The organism is Pseudoalteromonas sp. AOP31-A2-14, from assembly GCF_052378035.1.
Taxonomy (GTDB): Bacteria; Pseudomonadota; Gammaproteobacteria; order Enterobacterales; family Alteromonadaceae; genus Pseudoalteromonas.
In genome coordinates, this window is record NZ_JBQSXI010000002.1 from 306,016 (window position 1) to 324,745 (window position 18,730).

10 protein-coding genes are annotated in these 18,730 nt (G+C 36.8%); 3 read left to right on the forward strand and 7 right to left on the reverse strand.

What is annotated here, in order from left to right; genetic code table 11:
* Positions 1-1,528: 1,528 nt before the first annotated feature.
* From ACT3S9_RS17210 to ACT3S9_RS17225, 4 genes are all read right to left on the reverse strand, one after another.
* Positions 1,529-2,497, reverse strand: coding sequence for an IS30 family transposase (locus ACT3S9_RS17210; RefSeq protein ID WP_086959932.1), 969 nt, complete (start codon positions 2,495-2,497; stop codon positions 1,529-1,531).
* 99 nt (positions 2,498-2,596) lie between these two features.
* Complete coding sequence (locus ACT3S9_RS17215; RefSeq protein ID WP_441995109.1) at positions 2,597-5,740, reverse strand: DEAD/DEAH box helicase; 3,144 nt, start codon at positions 5,738-5,740, stop codon at positions 2,597-2,599.
* A 414-nt stretch (positions 5,741-6,154) separates the two neighbouring features.
* Entirely contained in the window at positions 6,155-7,117 is a 963-nt protein-coding gene (locus ACT3S9_RS17220; RefSeq protein ID WP_441835703.1) for a transcriptional regulator, read from the reverse strand.
* 14 nt (positions 7,118-7,131) lie between these two features.
* A complete protein-coding gene (locus ACT3S9_RS17225; protein WP_441835702.1) occupies positions 7,132-8,370 on the reverse strand; it encodes an AAA family ATPase in 1,239 nt (412 codons plus the stop codon).
* A 779-nt stretch (positions 8,371-9,149) separates the two neighbouring features.
* On the opposite strand from ACT3S9_RS17225, the gene ACT3S9_RS17230 reads away from it, so the two are divergent.
* Positions 9,150-10,370 carry a replication protein A gene (locus ACT3S9_RS17230; RefSeq protein ID WP_441835701.1) on the forward strand — a complete coding sequence of 407 codons (1,221 nt, stop codon included), beginning with the start codon at positions 9,150-9,152 and terminating at the stop codon, positions 10,368-10,370.
* A gap of 118 nt (positions 10,371-10,488) precedes the next feature.
* Here the strand turns inward: ACT3S9_RS17230 and ACT3S9_RS17235 are convergent, their stop codons facing one another.
* Positions 10,489-11,364, reverse strand: coding sequence for a DNA replication terminus site-binding protein (locus ACT3S9_RS17235; RefSeq protein ID WP_441993020.1), 876 nt, complete (start codon positions 11,362-11,364; stop codon positions 10,489-10,491).
* A 640-nt stretch (positions 11,365-12,004) separates the two neighbouring features.
* Here ACT3S9_RS17235 and ACT3S9_RS17240 point away from each other — a divergent pair.
* Positions 12,005-13,354 carry a class II 3-deoxy-7-phosphoheptulonate synthase gene (locus tag ACT3S9_RS17240; RefSeq protein WP_441835699.1) on the forward strand — a complete coding sequence of 450 codons (1,350 nt, stop codon included), beginning with the start codon at positions 12,005-12,007 and terminating at the stop codon, positions 13,352-13,354.
* Positions 13,355-13,418: 64 nt separating this feature from the next.
* Here ACT3S9_RS17240 and ppsR read toward each other — a convergent pair whose 3' ends face one another.
* Entirely contained in the window at positions 13,419-14,228 is an 810-nt protein-coding gene (gene ppsR / locus ACT3S9_RS17245; protein ID WP_441835698.1) for a posphoenolpyruvate synthetase regulatory kinase/phosphorylase PpsR, read from the reverse strand.
* A 153-nt stretch (positions 14,229-14,381) separates the two neighbouring features.
* Between ppsR and ppsA the strand changes: the two genes are divergently transcribed.
* Positions 14,382-16,757, forward strand: a complete 2,376-nt coding sequence (gene ppsA, locus ACT3S9_RS17250; RefSeq protein WP_441993019.1) for a phosphoenolpyruvate synthase — start codon at positions 14,382-14,384, stop codon at positions 16,755-16,757.
* 244 nt (positions 16,758-17,001) lie between these two features.
* On the opposite strand, the gene ACT3S9_RS17255 is transcribed toward ppsA, so the two are convergent.
* Positions 17,002-18,545 (reverse strand): IS3 family transposase gene (locus tag ACT3S9_RS17255; protein ID WP_110957763.1). Its coding sequence is split into 2 segments (ribosomal slippage): positions 17,002-18,080 and positions 18,080-18,545, totalling 1,545 coding nucleotides; the frame shifts between segments, so codons are not numbered across the junction.
* Positions 18,546-18,730: the final 185 nt, after the last annotated feature.

The following is an 18,730-nucleotide window of genomic DNA, read 5'->3' on the forward strand; positions in this document are numbered from 1 at the left end:
TGTTTGGCCGTCATATTTTGGCTATTTCCGTCGAAATACTTGTGAGCCGATAAACAAAAGTTCCCGTCTTTCATACGCTTAAAGAATACTTCCCCCCTTCGCAATCAATTAAAGCTTTTGGCTAAAGTTGACCCCATCAAACATAATGTTGATGGTCGGCTTGGTTTTCCCCTCCACACCATTACTGGCTTTCATCGGCCTAGCCTTACTCACTACTACGGGTTCATCTGCCACCTCACACCGACACTAAATCTTGGCTTTCACCTTGAATTTAGGCCACTTACTCTCATTAAGTTTAGATGCCAGGCTTCCCCAGTTACTGCACTGGCTCCCTGTTAGAAATCCCACCCTCAAGCACAGTATTGGTCTGACTAAGTATAGGGCGTTGCGCTATTTTGCACGCTGACCCACCAATACTGCCGAAACAGGTTACGGTTAGTTGTGTACCTCTAACTTCTTATGGCTTCCTTCAGACCCCACCGTTGGCCAGTGACGCCCTTGCCATTCAGATTATCTTCCCCTTAGTCAGGGTGATAAGGCATCTTTCAGCCTATCGGGTTTGCCAGCTTCGCTGGGCAAACAAAAAAGCCAGCTCAATATGAGCAGGCTCAATCATTACTAAATTCAGTAACCAAACACGGAAATCAACATGATGCTTATCGTAAACTGCAATTTAACAACAAGCATAATAATAGACGCCACTTTTTAAACTTAGTTCAAAAATAATTTAAAAATAATTCAGCGAATAAAAATACAAAGCTATGGCTAAGTTGTAGGCATAAAAAAAGCCAGCTCAATATGAGCAGGCTCAATCATTACTAAATTCAGTAACCAAACAGGGAAATCAACATGATGCTTATCGTAAACTGTAATTTAACAACAAGCATAATAGTAGACGCTACTTTTTAAACTTAGTTCAAAAATAATTCAGCGAATAAAAATACAAAGCTATGGCTAAGTTATAGGCATAAAAAAAGCCAGCTCAATATGAGCAGGCTCAATCATTACTAAATTAAGTAACCAAACACGGAAATCAACATGATGCTTATCGTAAACTGCAATTTAACAACAAGCATAATAATAGACGCCACTTTTTAAACTTAGTTCAAAAATATTTAAAAATAATTCAGCGAATAAAAATACAAAGCTATGGCTAAGTTGTAGGCATAAAAAAAGCCAGCTCAATATGAGCTGGCTCAATCATTACTAAATTTAGTAACCAAATAGGGAAATCAACATGATGCTTATCGTAAACTGCAATTTAACAACAAGCATAATAGTAGACGTCACTTTTTAAACTTAGTTCAAAAAATATTTAAAAATGATTCAACAAATAAAAAGACAAGGCTATAGCTAAATTATAGGCATAAAAAAGCCAGCTCTATATGAGCTGGCTCAATCATTACTAAATTTAGTAACCAAATTGGAAATCAACAAGGTACTTACTTTTAACTTTGGCTTAACAACAAACATAATAGTAGATGCTGGTTCTTTAACTTATCTTGAATTCAAGTATTAAGTGCAATCATTATGCAGCCACCAGAACTTCTGATTGCCCCGTAAATAATTCATGAGGGGTTTTATACCCTCTTGTTTTTCTTGGCCGATGGTTGAGCTTATCAACTGCCGCCTGTATCTCTGCTTCACTTAGCGCCATAAAGTCAGTTCCCTTGGGGAAGAAGCGTCTAAGTAAGCCGTTGGTATTCTCATTTATGCCCCGCTCCCATGATGAATAGGGATGAGCAAAATACACATCAGCTTCTAATTTTTGTGCAACATGCTCATGGTGAGCAAACTCTTTTCCATTATCTAACGTCACGGTAATAACCTTACCTTTATATGGTGTCATACACGTGATCAGCGCATCGGCTGTTATTTTCGCATGCTTGCTTTCAATTCTGTGAACGACTGTATATAACGTTTTACGTTCAACCATTGTGACAAGCGCATTTTTACGCCCTTTACCTATCACTGTATCGCCCTCCCAATCACCAATCCTAGACTTTGAATCCACAATACTTGGGCGTTCATCAATGCTGACTCGATTAACTATCTGTCCACGTTTATCATAGCTTCCATAGCGTTTTTTATACTTTTTACATGCACGAGTGAGTGTCTTATGTAGCTTGCCACCACGAGCCTTGTCTCTGTAAATATATTGATAAATTGTTTCATGATGTAAAACGACCTGTTTCTCTAAAGCTAAGCGGCCTGCCACTTGCTCAGGGGAAAGTCCGTCATGCAACAATTTATTAATCCAGTGAGTGACGTCCTCTGTTAACTTACTTGCTTTGAAAGATGACTTACGTCTTTGTTCAGCAAAGTTATTGGCTTGGTTAGGCCGATAGCCTTTAAGTCCTTTATTGCGTTTTAGCTCTCTAGAAATAGATGACGGTGAACGAGTTAGTTCTTCAGCTATCTGCTTTTGGTTATTTCCTGCTTTTATTAACGCGTAAATCTGGTATCTTTCTTCTTGTGTCAGCTGTTTATATTTCATTAAAGCAATTTCCTTTGGCGAGAAAATGGCCGAATTATAACAGCTGGCCATCTAATCTGAGAAATTGCACTTATTATCCGAATTTAGGTATCTAAGAACTTAACCTTTTAATAAAGAAAGCATTTGTTCCTCATTGAAATCATTAAAATTCATAACCTTATCGGTAAATAAAACATCAGCAAGTGCTTGTTTATTTTGCTGCATTCTAAATACCTTTTGCTCGATAGAATTATTCATCATTAATTTATAAACAAAAACAGGGTTTGTTTGGCCAATTCGATAAGCGCGATCAGTGGCTTGATTTTCAACAGCAGGGTTCCACCATGGGTCAAAGTGGATCACGGTATCGGCCTGCGTTAAATTAAGTCCAGTACCGCCAGCTTTGAGGCTTATTAAAAATATAGATGTTTGGCCGCTGGTGAACTCACTAATCACTTTATCCCGATGGCGGGTTTGCCCGGTAAGTAGACTAAAATCAATTTCTTGTGCTTTTAAGCGTTCTGCTATTAACGCCAATGCTTTAGTAAACTGACTAAATATTATCACTTTTTTGTCTGTACTTAACATTCTAGGAAGGTGAGAAGAAAGCCACTCTAACTTAGCGCTATCTGCTGAGCTTTGAGAATCGACAAGCTTTGGATGGCAACATACTTGTCTAAGTTTTAATAGGGCCTCTAGAAAAGCTAATTTGCTTTTATTAACGCCTTGCTCTGTAAATAAGTTAACTAATTTTTTTTCAAGTGACTGGGCAATTTCTGAATACATTTTTTGTTGTTTGACAGTAAATTCAAATTCTTTAATAAGTTCTGTTTTTTGCGGAAGTTCTTTAACGACTTGCGCTTTGGTGCGCCTTAATATGAAAGGTAAAATAAGGGTTTTTAATTGAGCCGCTTTTTCTGAGTCTTGCTGTTTTTCAATTGGGACTTGGAAGTGTTGTTTAAAATGACTCGGCGTTCCAAGTAAGTTCGGCATAGCAAAATCGAGTAATGACTTTAGTTCAAATAAGTTATTTTCAATTGGTGTACCACTTAAACACAATTTAAAATCAGCATTTAAACGTTTAACTAAGCGCGAAACTTGCGCCGTTTCGTTTTTTATATACTGTGCTTCGTCTAATATTATATTTTCAAAATACAAAGGCGAGTAATAGGCTATATCACGTTTTAAAAGCGGGTAGGTGGTAATAATACAATTTGCATGAGCCAGTTGCTGTAATTGTTCAACTCTGGCGGCACCAAAAATGGTGGTGACTTTAAGGTTTTCACTAAACTTATTGATTTCACTTTGCCAGTTGCCTACTAAGGTCGTAGGGCAGACAATCAAAGATGGACCTGCTTGTTGGAACTGAACTTGATCAGCTAAAAAAGCAATTACCTGAAGCGTTTTCCCAAGCCCCATATCATCAGCGAGTATACCGCCCAACTGATGCCGCTTTAAAAAACTTAACCACGCAATACCTTGTTGTTGATACTCCCTTAATTGAACATCATGTTTTAAACCATATTGCGTAATAGTCCGTGTTTGGTGTTTTTGTTCAGTAATTTCATTAAAATAACGTTTAAGTTTATCATCAGTAAAGTAGCTATTAATGGCTTCAAAGCTTAACAACTCTTGTAAGTACGATACTGGGAAAATGAACTCACTTCGGGTTTTAATAAATTCAAACTGATCTTTAAACTGCTGCAACAAGTAAAAGGCGCGTTTAGTAATTACAGTAAAGCCATGCCCTTGTGGGAAATAATAAAATAATTCGCTTTGTCTATTCAATGAATGATAAAAGTTATTATCATTATTAAAAACACCCGACCCCACATTCTTTTGGATCATTATTTTACCAACTACTTGATGGCCTTTCCCTCGTTTTAATTCAAGCTCTACAGGTTTAACGACGTGATTGGATATTGGCTGGAGTATATTTACTTGCCATCCATGATCTTTGAGTTGTGGGATAATTTCATTATTGAACCAATGATTGTATGCACCTGTTTGTTTATTAAATAAAAACTCATTTTGTAAAGGGGCTTTACACTGCTCAAATCCAATATTTACTAACTCGTTCGTAACCGTATTTTCAAGAGCCGTATTTATTAATTCAGCAGGGGCAGTGCCAAGCTCAAACGATTGATTACTATAATTAAATAATACCTTAAGCAAAATAGTCCCTTGAGTAGATGATACATTCAATATAACCGGCGATTTAATTGAATTTGTTATCTGCTTATTATGAGGGTGTGGGATTAGCTCAGGGCCAAAATTATCTGCTAACTGTTTATAAATACGGTCAAAGTTAGTGTCATGCAAACTCGGCATCGCTTTTAAATGGCTAATTTCGTTACTACTAAGTGGAGTGCGAATACGGCCTATTTTTAAATTTTCAAAATCAAAATAGGTTGGTGGGGTGGTGTGTATAAGTACCCATTGTTTAGCTTCATCAAGCTGCATATTTAAACTAGTTAGCTTTTTATTATGTTGCCAACTAAATGTTAAAGCTTGGGTATTATGTGCTTTTATAGGCTCTCTTGAGCGCTGAAAAAAGAGTCTTTGTGTAGCAATAAGTTGTTGTAAAGCATCAAACCCCCATTGCCCCTGAAGTGTTAAGCTACCAATGGTATTTTGTGAACGGATCCAGGTATACAGCCTAAAGTCAGTTTCTAATAAATTAGCAGGAGTTACAAAACTATTGAGCTGTTGATCCGTTAAATTTCGCCCCAGAGTGTAATTATGGTTGCTACTTTTATTAGCTACTTTAGGGGTTAATATTAATTTACCATGCTCAATGTCTAATACAAATAATAAAACTTGCTGAGCATCTGAGTTTTGTTGCTGCTTAATACTACTTAATTCTCTGAGCCAGTCATTAATAAAGTAGTCTTCACCGTAGCTGCCCGAATGCTCTACTTTTAGCTTTAGTAGCACAGCTGCAATATGTCTGCATTTTGTTTTTGCGTTGCAAGAACAGTGGCTATCCACAGAGTAACCAGTAGGTAACTTAGTGATCTCGATGTGTTGAGTGTATGTACTTCCTGTATTAGTTAATATCGATGCATCAATGACTGAAAAATCGCGATTATGCTCAAGCCAATTAATTTGCCCACTAAGAAGATACTGTTTTGCTTTTTCTAAGACTCGGGGTGTAAAAAGCTTTTTAATAAAACGATCAGAAAGTTGAAACTGAGTTGCTTGCTCTTGTTTTATTTCTTCAAAAATTGTCAGTAAATCTGTTTTTGATAAGTTAGCAGACATTGTGCTTTATGCAGTCATATTAAAAAAATAATTAAACCAGTATATGGTTTTTAAGTCCTGAGCTAAAGCAATTATAAAAACAATATAACTGGTAAGATCTGCGGACTTAGTAAAAAATCGGTTTATAGCAAATAGCTAGAAAAAAATGAGGTTAACAACAACAAGCCCACAAGTTATAAACAACTTAACAACAAAAAAGGGGCGTTACAGATCAGTTTTTTACCAGCTAGTTAGAAAAAGAAGGAAGTTGAATTGGAAAGGGGCTATAAGTTAGTAAAAATGTGATCTGTGCGGCAAAATAAGCCTATATATGATGGATATTATATGAGAGAGATCACAATTTTACTAACTTACTCCTTACTTAGATCAGCTTTTTACTAAGTAATTTAACTTTATGGATCAGTATTATATCAACTAGTTAAAACCATTAAGTAATTTAGTTAATTGCTCTAAACGCTTGTCAGTCATGACTTTATTATCAATTTTAATTGAAACGTCACCACTTTTAAGATTGCGTTGAACGGTAATAAAGTTATTTTCTAATACTGCTTCGCGACGTGGCTGCCCAGCAGGTTCTGTTGTTAAGCGTTTTGTAATGACTGTAGAACGTTTTTCATCACTAGTAATAAGTGATAACTCTTCATTTTGAGCAAGTTCATCAACTAACGCCATAAACGCTTTAGGGTCACGCTCCTTGGCACTAATAAGCTTTTTGGCGACTTCACGACCTACGTGGTTAGCGGTGGGATAAAGTGCTAGAACTGTTGCAGGAATATTTTCATGAGCTTTAATCGCATCAGCAATAGCGGTGTGAGAAACCCCTTCTAAATGTGCAACCTCGCGATAAGAACCTTTCTTACCTTTAGCGATCAGTTCTTGCTTAGTTTGCTGATAGGCTTGCCCTAATTCCCATAAGCTTGGAGCGATGTACTGATCAGATGAAACTGCTAAAATTTTGGCGTCTTGATCAGTAAAATCACTTGAACTAAGTACCAAGTAATCTGCATTACTTAAAATACATGCCTTACGACGGCGCGAACCTGCAAGTACAAGCATCTCATTGCCATTATCCCAACATAGGGCTGGATGTTGGTTACGACCATCTTCAGCAATTGCAGGAAGAATATCAGAGACTGATTTTTCATTAAGTAATGATTGCACACGTCGGTTTTTGCCATATACAGACGTAGTCGTTTCAATATCAGCAGATGGGACCACTTTGCAAACTAGTGTAATTTGGCGATTTGGATCACTCGGTGCAGGCATGCTTATTACATCACCAGCATTTGCTTTTTCAAGTAATGCATCAAGACTACTATTTTCAATATCCGTTGCGAAAGGGTCTAAGCGGGTATCATTTTTACGTTTTTTAGCCATTATTATAAACTACCTTACTTAGCATTATTTAGTTGAGATTGTGTTGAAACCCAATTTGAACGCATCAGCATTTCGAGTTCATCAACCACATCTTTTATATTTTCTTGGGCACGCATTAAAGATTCTCTGCTAGCTAAACTATCAGATGTTTTTTGATCAAATATAGTATTAAACGATGATGAACTAGCTGTAATTGCAGAACTATGATTTATTGGGTAGCTCATAACTTGACGGCCAAAAGCACTGCGTACATCCTTTACAATGTCACGTTGTGAGTGATTGCCTTTTACATAATTTGTTACTAGAAATTGCATGAAGTCCCATCCTTCATGACCTAAAGCAGCCACTGTATGATAGATTTCTCCAAGACGTTTTAAATATTTATTATTAGCATCAAAATCAACAGCTTCAGGATGAACTGGAATTAACATTGCAGTTGAAGCCATTAATGCGTTATAAAACAAAAAGTTAAGTGAAGGTGCTGTATCAATTAAAATAATATCAAATTGATCTTGTACTGGTTCTATAACTTTTTCTAGCAATTTGTGGTAATGCCTGGTTTTATCATAACTCGAACTATCTTTTAACAGAGTTGCTGTCTCATGCTCAAAGTAAAAATCATCCATACCTGAAGGAAGAATACGAATATTAGGTATGTGAGTAGGCAAAAACGAATTAGTAACAAGATCTGGCCATGTTTCATCCGAATCAAGTTCGATGCAATCGCGCATCAAGTCACCAACGGTTATTGGTTCAGGTTCACTGGCGGGAAAGAAACTAGAAGATGAACCCTGTGGATCCAAATCAATAATACCAATGCGATAACGTTTAATATTTGTTGTTGCAAGTGCTGCTGCAATATTAACCATACTAGTTGTTTTACCACAGCCACCTTTTAATGAATTAATCACAATAACTTGTAATTTATCATCAGTGGTACGATGGTCTGGCTTAATATCCATAATATCTGCCATGGCAAAGATATTAACTAGTGTATAAGCATAATGCCCATTTGCGCCTCTTTTGATATCTAGATTATCAAAATCACCGTTATCATGGCGACGTTTTAAAGTACGATTATTGCAACCTAGAAGATCTGCTGCTGCTTTTTGGGTATATGTTCTTAATTCTTTTTCATCAGATTTTAAATGGGCACGGTAATGTTGAATTCGACCCTCTAATGATTTTTCAGCAACTTCAGCCGTTGCCTTTAGAAGGCGATAGGTATCTAGTGCACTATTATTAATTGACATACTTTATTCCTCAAAGTTAGGCTTCAAGTGTAATGTCCATTCAAATAACTGTAAACAACTATTTTTAGCGACATCGCTTTTATTTGTAATCATAATTAAAAGTCGGTAATAAAATTTAATATTGCTTAGTATAATTAATAAGATTAAGTATGGTTAAGTATATAGGTAGTAAAGGTTAAGAGTTAAATTAAAGTACTTAAACTACTGATTTTTATAAATAAGTTTCATTTAATTAGATCATGATTATACTTGGTTAAGATCCGATCTTTTCTAACTCCTGGATCGAGATATTACTAACACTAAAAAAAAATAGTAAGTTATGCACAGCTTAAGCACAGATGTATGCACTAAAAGACTACTTGAGATCAGTTTTTTACTAAGATAATTAGAAAGTTATGCACTTATAAGTTACTTTAAAGAGTGATTAAATTAGTAAGGATCAGATCTTTAGTAAGTACAGATCAGATCTATTAGCACTACGTAATCATTTATCCACAAGGGTAATTAAGAAAATGTAAATTGTCGTGTTTTTTTTAAAAAAATTAAATATCACAGGACATTAATTGCTATAATCTAAAACTGAGTTAGTAAAATTTAGCTTTATAAGAACTTAGTTAGTAAAAATATGATCTGAAAATAGTTAAAGTAACGATTGCTTAGTAAAATAATGATCCTCTCCTTTTATTTAATCTGAGATCAGTTTTATACTAACTTAATCAGTTAACTTTTTTCATTTTATGTGTTGTTATAAGATGTCACAACAAAATTGGAAAAAAATAATGAGCCGAAAGGTTAACATCTCAGTAGATAACTTACCTGATACATTAAGGGGTCAGATCCACGGGGTGGAAAGTGCAATCGATAATGAAAGTCTTGCACTGTTTACAGATAATAAAGATGTGCGCGTATCAATAGAAAACGTGGCTCATGGGTTACGTGCTTATTCAAATACCTTCAATCATTATGATTTATGGGGGCGTTTTGTTCGTTCTGGACATAAAAAACTTCCTTTAGAAGAAGCCCCTAAAAAAACAATAATAACTCGCAAAATTTCTGAGAAAGTCGATGGAATTCTTTATGATGGTGAAATTAAGATAACGCCTGCGGTTGTCAGTTCGCGAAAAGATGGTGAAGATGTTGAGTATTTAGTATGGCCATCTGATAGAGAAGAAAAAGTTGAACGAGCGCTTATTCGTTTAGCATCAAAAGGAAAAATTGTAAAAATTAACTTTAAGTCTGGAATTCAGTACGCTGTTGTTTTTTCAATGAATGAATTAGCACAAGAGCTTAAAGCTGTTGGTCAATCTATGCCATACCCGCAGATAAAAGAATCTTTAGAAGCATTACAAGGTTCAAAGCTTTCATTTAAATATTCTGCTACTGATACTAAAAATACAAATATTGATGATTCATTTTATGAGTCAAACATGAACTTTTTATCATCACTACATTTTAGCGGTAAAAAAGGGCAGGGCGGCAATGTAAAATGTGTTGCGTGTTTAAATGCATTTGTCCATAACATGATTGATAATCTAGAGTATAAAGGTTATTACTTTAATAGTGCGCAAGAATTAAAACGCGGATTATCTCGTTGGATGATGTTGCGACTTTATCATCTTTGGCGTTATGCAGCACCGGGGAAAACATACCACTTTCGATTACTCTCAATAATGGAAAAGTATGGTTCAATTTACTCAACTGATGATATAACTGAGAATAAATTAAAAGCATTACGTCGTGACATGACGACAACAATGAAAGATTTAATTGAAAAAGGCGCTATCTCTGAATATAACATTACTAATGTAAAAGATGATAAAACAGGAAATATTGTTGATTACACTTATGAAATGTATCCCTCTGATCAATTCTGCGATGAAATTCTGACACTTAATAAACACAATAAGCGAATTGAAATCCAAGGTGGGAAACGGATTATTGAGAATGCTGTGTTAATTGATGAAGATAAGTTAGAAGAGATTGTTGAAGATAGTAATTAAATATCAGAAGGCTTATATCTATTTATAAGTCTTCAATTATTTTGTTTTAGTGCGTTATAGATTTAGCTTTGTGAAGTAAATCCCTTAATGAATAACATTCCCACCCATTTAACATAATCTATTTATCTATTTGTTCCAAATAAAGTCTATCAATGAGGTAATCATATTCTCGTTTTCGTGGATGACTTTGTGGTTTTATATAATCTGACAATCTGCCTATTTTAACATCTGGTTCTGGGTTAATTAAAATAAACGGCAATGCGGCACTAACATGATATCGGTTTGTTGCTGTATATCGTATATTTACTTGTGGGCTCACTCTGGTTGGCCGACGAATTCGTAGCTTTTCTTTTTCAGGTAAACTCGCAACACGCCTTTGCTCTTGTGCGACAAGCGATTGCCAATTATGTTGGTCAATCATTCGTGGGTTAGAATAATTAGCTGATTTTTCGAGCATAGCCAATGCCATCTTCTTTGTAAGGGTTTTTGTTGCGTGTTTATGCATCCATGTAAACCTTAATGAAAAAGGGGAGTCGGTTTCAAAATGTACTTTACGATAAGCTGCTAATGTTATTAAATTAGGAACTGCATTATGAACGGCTTCAAAACGTGCATTGTTATTATCAATAGATAAAACACATTCTTTAAAAGCAGCTTTAGCTTTATTAAGCTGATGTATTCGGGCTGTGAGTGCCTTTTTATCAGCATTTTTTAATATTAATATTCCAGGGTGACGCTTTAAAACACGACTACTTAATCCAGGTTTTTTATAAATATCAGTATAGGCTTTTAAAATAGATTTTTGAGCTACTTCACCAGATAACCTTGTAGTTTCAATTATACTTGGTATGTTTTTTTCATCATTACTATTTATATCAGGTAACTGGTAATAGTGTGCACTGGAATACTCATACTCACTGATATCGTCTATAAATAATTGAGTCAGATCATTTAATAAATCGAACTGACTACGAATTTGAACTTTTCCAACCATAAGAACACATCATACCATTTTTAAGGATGATGAATATCTTAACATGATCCTAATCAGGCACAAGCTAACTGATTACTTTTATTAAATTTCACTCTGTTGCTAAGTTCCAGCACATATTAATAATGTATGATGTGTTCTTTAGTTGGTGTGTTTGATCTTTCGATATAATAAATGACAGGGCACCAAATCTACTATTAGCTATTTTTTATTCTAGGTTGAATTGGCACTTATTTTGGAGCCATATAACTACATTAATGTCCGAAGGTGAGAGAAATCTTCATAACATTAAATATTTATCCTGGCTAGTTTTTGGTTACTTTTAGTTAAGTATTGCTGTAAAGTTTGGATTACACACATCACATTTTATAGTATGATGTGTTCTTTTACTTCTGTATATACATGTGATTTTTTAATAGTCTTTACTTAACCTTATTAACTTTACTTAAAGTATAATAATCATAGTGTTACTTAATTATTAGTTCAAAGCTTAATTATCGAATCATAAAGAAACACCTCAAAATCCACTATGGATTTTATCTCATTACTAAATAATTGATAATTATCGAATATAGTCCTTGAACCAGGGGGCTTGTTACGTTAATTTTCATATAAGCACTCAATGTAGGAATGAGGAATTAACATGCAGTCGTGGAACCCAAATAGCTGGAGAGATTACCCAATACTTCAGCAACCACAGTACCCAGATAAAGAAGTATTACAAACGGTCGAAAGCCAATTAAAAAGTGCACCACCTTTAGTTTTTGCAGAAGAAACTCGTAGCTTATTTAAGCAACTCGAGGATGTATGTGAAGGTCGTGCCTTTTTACTACAAGGTGGTGATTGCGCTGAATCATTTAGTGATTTTAATGCAGCCAATATCCGCGATACATTCAAAACACTATTACAAATGGCCGTAGTGCTAACTTATGGCGGTAAATGCCCAGTAGTTAAAATTGCACGTATGGCGGGCCAATACGCAAAGCCACGTTCAGCAGATATGGAAACCATTAATGGTGTATCATTACCATCTTATCGTGGTGACATCATTAATAACTTTGAATTTACTGAAGCTTCGCGCATACCTGATCCGCAACGCTTAATGACAGCTTATCATCATAGTGCAGCTACACTTAACTTACTACGCGCATTTGCCCAAGGTGGTCTTGCTGACTTGCATCAAGTGAATCGTTGGAATATGGGCTTTGTAGCTGCTAATCCACTTAAAGAAAAATACCAACAGCTTGCTGATAAAATTCAAGACGCTCTTGAATTTATGGAAGTGTGCGGTATCAATTCAACTATTGCGCCAAGCTTAAAAGAAACCGACTTATATACATCTCACGAAGCGTTATTACTCGGTTACGAAGAGGCACTTACTCGCCGCGACCATTTATCAGGCGACTGGTATGATTGCTCAGCTCACTTTGTTTGGATTGGTGAGCGCACTCGTCAACTAGACCACGCTCACATTGAGTTTTTTAAAGGTATTAAAAACCCAATAGGTGTTAAAGTGGGCCCAAGTATGGACCCAGATGAACTAATTCGTTTAATTGATGCGGTAAACCCAGATAATATTCCAGGTCGTATTACTTTAATTACGCGTATGGGCGCTGATGTACTCCCAGAAAAGCTGCCAGCCTTAGTGCGTAAAGTACAACAAGAAGGCCGCAAGGTAATTTGGAGTTCAGATCCTATGCATGGCAATACTGAAAAAGCCAGCTCAGGGTACAAAACACGTAGCTTTGACAATATTTTACGTGAAATAAGCCAATTCTTCGCGGTTCATAAATCTGAAGGATCGTACGCAGGCGGTGTTCACCTTGAAATGACGGGTCAACACGTAACAGAATGTACAGGGGGAGCCTACGGATTATCTGACGATGATTTAGCCCAGCGTTACCGTACACAATGTGATCCACGATTAAATGCAGATCAAGTACTAGAACTTGGTTTTTTAGTTGCTGACTTATTGAAAGATTCTCGTAAATAATATTTATTTATACTTTAAAAAGCCGCAAAAGCGGCTTTTTTTGTTTTTATTAATTTCACGTTAGCTAGTACTTACGTCGCACAAGATTTGTGTCTGAAATAATTTTAGCCGATATTTCTTCAACCGAATGATGTGTTGAATTTAAAAAAGCAAGCTTATGTTTTTTATAAAGCATTTCAACTTCTCTTACTTCAATACGACACTGCTTTAATGAAGCATATTTTGAGTTTGCCATGCGGCGCTGGCGAATATCAGCTAGGCGTACCGGGTCAATCGTTAAACCAAATAATTTATGTTTATAATCTACTAAACAAGTAGGTAACTTGCCGGTTTCTAAATCTTCCTCGGTAATTGGGTAATTGGCTGCTTTGATCCCATATTGCAATGCTAAATATAGGCTAGTAGGGGTTTTACCACTGCGACTAACGCCAATTAAAATGATATCAGCCTCAGAATAGTTTTTAATATTAGCACCGTCATCGTTTGTTAAGGCGTAGTTAACGGCATCAATTCTAAAGTCATAATTTTTTTCATGCATTGAATGAGTTCGGTGCATTTTTGGTACGGGTGCAACAGCTAGTTCCTTTTCTATCAAACCACTATAAGTTGATAAAAAATCATAACTGACCGCACAGGATGAATTTATAATCTCACTTAATGAATGATTAACAAAGGTGTGAAAAACAAAGGGTTGTTCACCATCACGTTGCGCCGTTTTATCTATGAGGTTTTTTACTTTGTGCGCTTTTTCTTCAGTTTCAACAAATGGAATTGTCTTATGATTAAACTCAACAGGAAATAATGACAGTGTTGCATGGCCAAATACTTCTGAAGTAATCGCTGTACCGTCTGATATATAAAATGCAGTTCTCATATTTAACCTTTTTATTACTTTTATCTATAAAATAGGGGGCTTCACGGTTTACGTGAACAGTATTGCCAGTGTAGAATGAAGATGGCCTTTTTAGAAGGTTTTCTTTCCTAACTCTCACAGTTATTACTACAATTTGTTTATGGAGAAAGATCCGTGCAAGAATACGTTCTCTGGTATCAAGAGCTTGGTATGCAAGATGTTCCTCGTGTTGGTGGTAAAAATGCCTCACTCGGAGAAATGATTTCAAACTTAGCTAACGCAGGTGTTCAAGTGCCTGGTGGTTTTGCAACAACCGCTGAGGCATTTAATGAATTTCTAGACCAATCAGGTCTCAATGCAAAAATTCACGATATATTAGACACGCTCGATGTCGATGATGTGAATACACTTGCCAAAGTCGGCGCTGAGATTCGTCAGTGGATTATCGACACCCCATTTCAACCTAACCTAGATAAAGCCATTCGCGAAGCATATACCCAATTACATGGTGATGCGGCAGCCGATGTTTCATTTGCAGTTCGCTCATCTGCAACAGCAGAAGATATGCCAGACGCTTCTTTTGCAGGTCAACAAGAAACCTTTTTGAATGTACGCGGCATCGATTCAGTAATGATCGCTATTAAGCATGTATTTGCTTCTTTGTTTAATGACCGTGCAATTTCGTACCGTGTTCATCAAGGCTATGACCATCGTGGCGTTGCCTTATCGGCAGGTATTCAACGCATGGTACGTTCTGACAAATCAGCTTCTGGTGTTATGTTCAGCATTGATACTGAATCAGGCTTTGAAGATGTAGTATTTATTACATCAAGTTATGGTTTGGGTGAAATGGTGGTACAAGGTGCTGTAAATCCTGATGAATTTTATGTTCATAAACCAACATTAGCAAAAGCAAAGCCCTCAGTCGTTCGTCGTAACATCGGCTCAAAAGCTATTCAAATGATTTACTCTGCTGATCAAGAGCACGGTAAGCAAGTTGAAATTGTTGACGTAGACAGCGCACTATCAAATAAGTTTTCTATTACCGATGCTGAAGTAGAAGAACTGGCAAAACAAGCTGTTATTATCGAAAAGCACTATGGTCGCGCGATGGATATCGAGTGGGCAAAAGACGGCAACGATGGCAAGCTTTACATTGTTCAAGCTCGACCAGAAACTGTACGATCTAACGAAGATACAAACGTTATGGAGCGTTTTCAGCTAAATGGTTCAAGCAATATTATTATTGAAGGGCGTGCTATCGGCCATAAGATAGGCTCAGGAGTTGTGCGTGTTCTTGATTCAATCGCTGAAATGGACCAGGTACAACAAGGTGATATTTTAGTCACCGACATGACAGACCCTGATTGGGAACCAATCATGAAACGTGCAGCGGCAATTGTCACAAACCGCGGTGGACGTACTTGTCATGCGGCAATTATCGCCCGTGAACTAGGTATTCCTGCTGTAGTGGGCTGTAGCAATGCAACTGATTTAATTAAAGCAGGTCAAGAAGTTACCGTATCGTGTGCTGAAGGCGACACGGGCTATATATATGAAGGGCTATTAGATTTTGAAATCATCACCTCGCGTGTTGACGAAATGCCTGAACTACCGATGAAAGTTATGATGAACGTGGGTAACCCCGATCGTGCATTCGACTTTGCTCGCTTGCCACACTCAGGTGTTGGGCTTGCCCGTTTAGAGTTTATCATCAACCGTATGATTGGTGTTCACCCTAAAGCACTTATTAATTTTGATGCTCAAAGTGAAGATTTGAAAGCTGAAATTACCGATATGATTGCCGGCTATGAATCTCCTGTTGAGTTTTACATTACTAAGCTCGTTGAAGGCATTTCAACATTAGGTTGCGCATTTGCACCTGAACGCGTAATTGTTCGTATGTCTGATTTTAAATCAAACGAGTATGCTAACCTTGTTGGCGGGCAACAATACGAACCGGATGAAGAAAACCCAATGATTGGTTTTCGTGGTGCTGCACGATACATTTCAGAATCTTTCCGCGACTGTTTTGCCCTTGAGTGTGAAGCAATAAAGCGTGTTCGTGATGAAATGGGAATGGCTAACATTGAGATCATGATCCCATTCGTTCGTACCCTCGAAGAAGGAAAACGTGTAATTGAATTACTTGAAGAGCATGGTCTTAAACGTGGCGAAAATGGCTTAAAAGTAATCATGATGTGTGAACTGCCTTCAAACGCATTACTTGCTGAAGAGTTTTTAGAACATTTTGACGGGTTTTCTATAGGCTCAAACGATTTAACTCAATTAACACTGGGTCTAGATCGTGACTCTGGCCTAATCGCACATTTATTTGATGAGCGTAATCCAGCGATCAAAAAACTATTGTCTATGGCAATCCAAACAGCTAAAACAAAAGGTAAGTATGTTGGTATTTGTGGTCAAGGTCCTTCTGATCATGAAGATTTTGCCGCATGGCTAGTAGAGCAGGGTATTGATTCTGTCTCACTAAATCCAGATACTGTGCTTGAAACTTGGCTATACCTTGCTAAGAAATTAGAGAAGTAGTTAAAGTACTCACAACATCCTATTTAAAATGCCAGCTTTTTGTTGGCATTTTTATATCTAAAATAAATTAATTTATCACGTAAATCTAGCTTTAGGAGAATAAAATAAGACATAATAAAAATAGTCAACCTACTGATACATACCTAGTAGAATTAGTGAACACTCAACATTATTTATTTCTACTTTTAAAACATCAATATTAATTATGCCGGTGTTTGTCAAACTAGTTGTCGCGATCACTACGTTATGCACTCTCAGCCTTGACACTATTTTGTTCAGGGTTTAAGTACACTTCTTTTGGTAAATCCCAATTACGGATATTACCGCTCCAGCGCTCAGGGTGAGCATCTTTAGCACCTTGATAAACTTCTTTTCTATTAGCCAATATGTCACCCGCTAATCCTGAATGCCTTTGATGTGGGCTGACGTATTTGATGCCACTATGTTTGTGGTTAAAATTATACCAGTGGCTAAATTTCAACACCCAACTACGCGCCTCATCAATTGTTGAAAACCCTTTATACGGATAGTCAGGGCGATATTTACACGTTTTAAATATCGACTCAGCATAAGCATTATCATTGCTCACCCTAGGACGATTAAAAGACGACACGACACCTAAACTATAAAGTGTTTCAAGCATTGATGAGCCTTTCATTGGGCTTCCATTATCCGAATGCAGTACCAGAGGATTATCTTTAACTCCTTCTTTTAAATGAGCTTTCTTAATTAATATTGATGCATTTTCTGCTGATTCGTCATCATGAATTTCCCATCCAACAATCTTTCGACTAAATATATCGAGTATCAAATATAAATAAAAATGCAGCCCTTTAGCGGGGCCTGGTAACCAAGTAATATCCCAACACCACACTTGGTTTGGCCCTGTAGCACAGTGTGTCGTCGGTACTTTTCTCTCTTTTATCTGACTACGTCCGCGAGCGTTTTGCTGTTTTTCTTCATGAAGAACACGATAATATGTTGATTCAGAAGCAAGATAAATACCCTCATCTGCTAATGTAGGGACGATTTGGCTTGGTGGTAAGCTCTTAAAATCATCGCTATTAACGATGGCTAATATGTTATCTCTCTCTGCTTTTGATAGCTTATTTTTTGGCTCAGGGCGCTGAGATATTGGTCTACCATCTGTTTTTATGTTCCCGTCAACAGTCCAACGTTGATACGTCCGGACACTGATCCCAAGTTCACGGCAAGCTTTAAACTTTGGCGCACCAGAACTCACAGCTTCATTAACTAGTTTAACTGCTTGAATGCGAGCTGAGTCGAGGATCATTCGTCCTCGGCTTCCCCCCAGATCGCATTTGCTTTTTTTCTTAACACCAATAGTGCTGCGGTTTCAGCGAGTGCCTTATCTTTTCGACGTAGCTCCTTTTCTAATTGATTGATCTGTTTTTTATCTTTCTTTGTTTCGGTGGAGAAGGCTTTTTCTTGCTCTTTAACGTTAGCGTTTGCATCTATACACGCATTTCGCCAAGCCGATACTTGTTCCACATAAAGACCTTTGCCTCGGCAATATTCCGCTAACTCAGCTTGATTTAAAGAGGCTGTTTCCAACACGACTGAGAATTTATTTGCTGATGACCACTGCTCAGCATTCTTTCCATCACCTGGCACTAAATGCCCCTTATCAATTGCTTGTTTTCGCCAATTATACAAGGTTGATTCACCAATCCCCATCTCGATTGATAATTGGGCTATTGCTATATTATTTGGAGGCATCATCTTCTGAAGAGCCGACTCTTTGCTTTGCGCTGAATAATGTTTCATTGTTACTCCACGCCCTCTGTTTAATGGTTGAATATTAAGCGCGACAACTAGTCTGACAGAGAGGGATTCACCAATCCCCATCTCGATTGATAATTGGGCTATTGCTATATTATTTGGAGGCATCATCTTCTGAAGAGCCGACTCTTTGCTTTGCGCTGAATAATGTTTCATTGTTACTCCACGCC

Bases quoted from the DNA above. Each gene is read 5' to 3' on its own strand.
- ACT3S9_RS17210 (WP_086959932.1), bottom strand. From the start codon at position 2,497: ATGAAATATAAACAGCTGACACAAGAAGAAAGATACCAGATTTACGCG.
- ACT3S9_RS17215 (WP_441995109.1), bottom strand. From the start codon at position 5,740: ATGTCTGCTAACTTATCAAAAACAGATTTACTGACAATTTTTGAAGAA.
- ACT3S9_RS17220 (WP_441835703.1), bottom strand. From the start codon at position 7,117: ATGGCTAAAAAACGTAAAAATGATACCCGCTTAGACCCTTTCGCAACG.
- ACT3S9_RS17225 (WP_441835702.1), bottom strand. From the start codon at position 8,370: ATGTCAATTAATAATAGTGCACTAGATACCTATCGCCTTCTAAAGGCA.
- ACT3S9_RS17230 (WP_441835701.1), top strand. From the start codon at position 9,150: ATGAGCCGAAAGGTTAACATCTCAGTAGATAACTTACCTGATACATTA.
- ACT3S9_RS17235 (WP_441993020.1), bottom strand. From the start codon at position 11,364: ATGGTTGGAAAAGTTCAAATTCGTAGTCAGTTCGATTTATTAAATGAT.
- ACT3S9_RS17240 (WP_441835699.1), top strand. From the start codon at position 12,005: ATGCAGTCGTGGAACCCAAATAGCTGGAGAGATTACCCAATACTTCAG.
- ppsR (WP_441835698.1), bottom strand. From the start codon at position 14,228: ATGAGAACTGCATTTTATATATCAGACGGTACAGCGATTACTTCAGAA.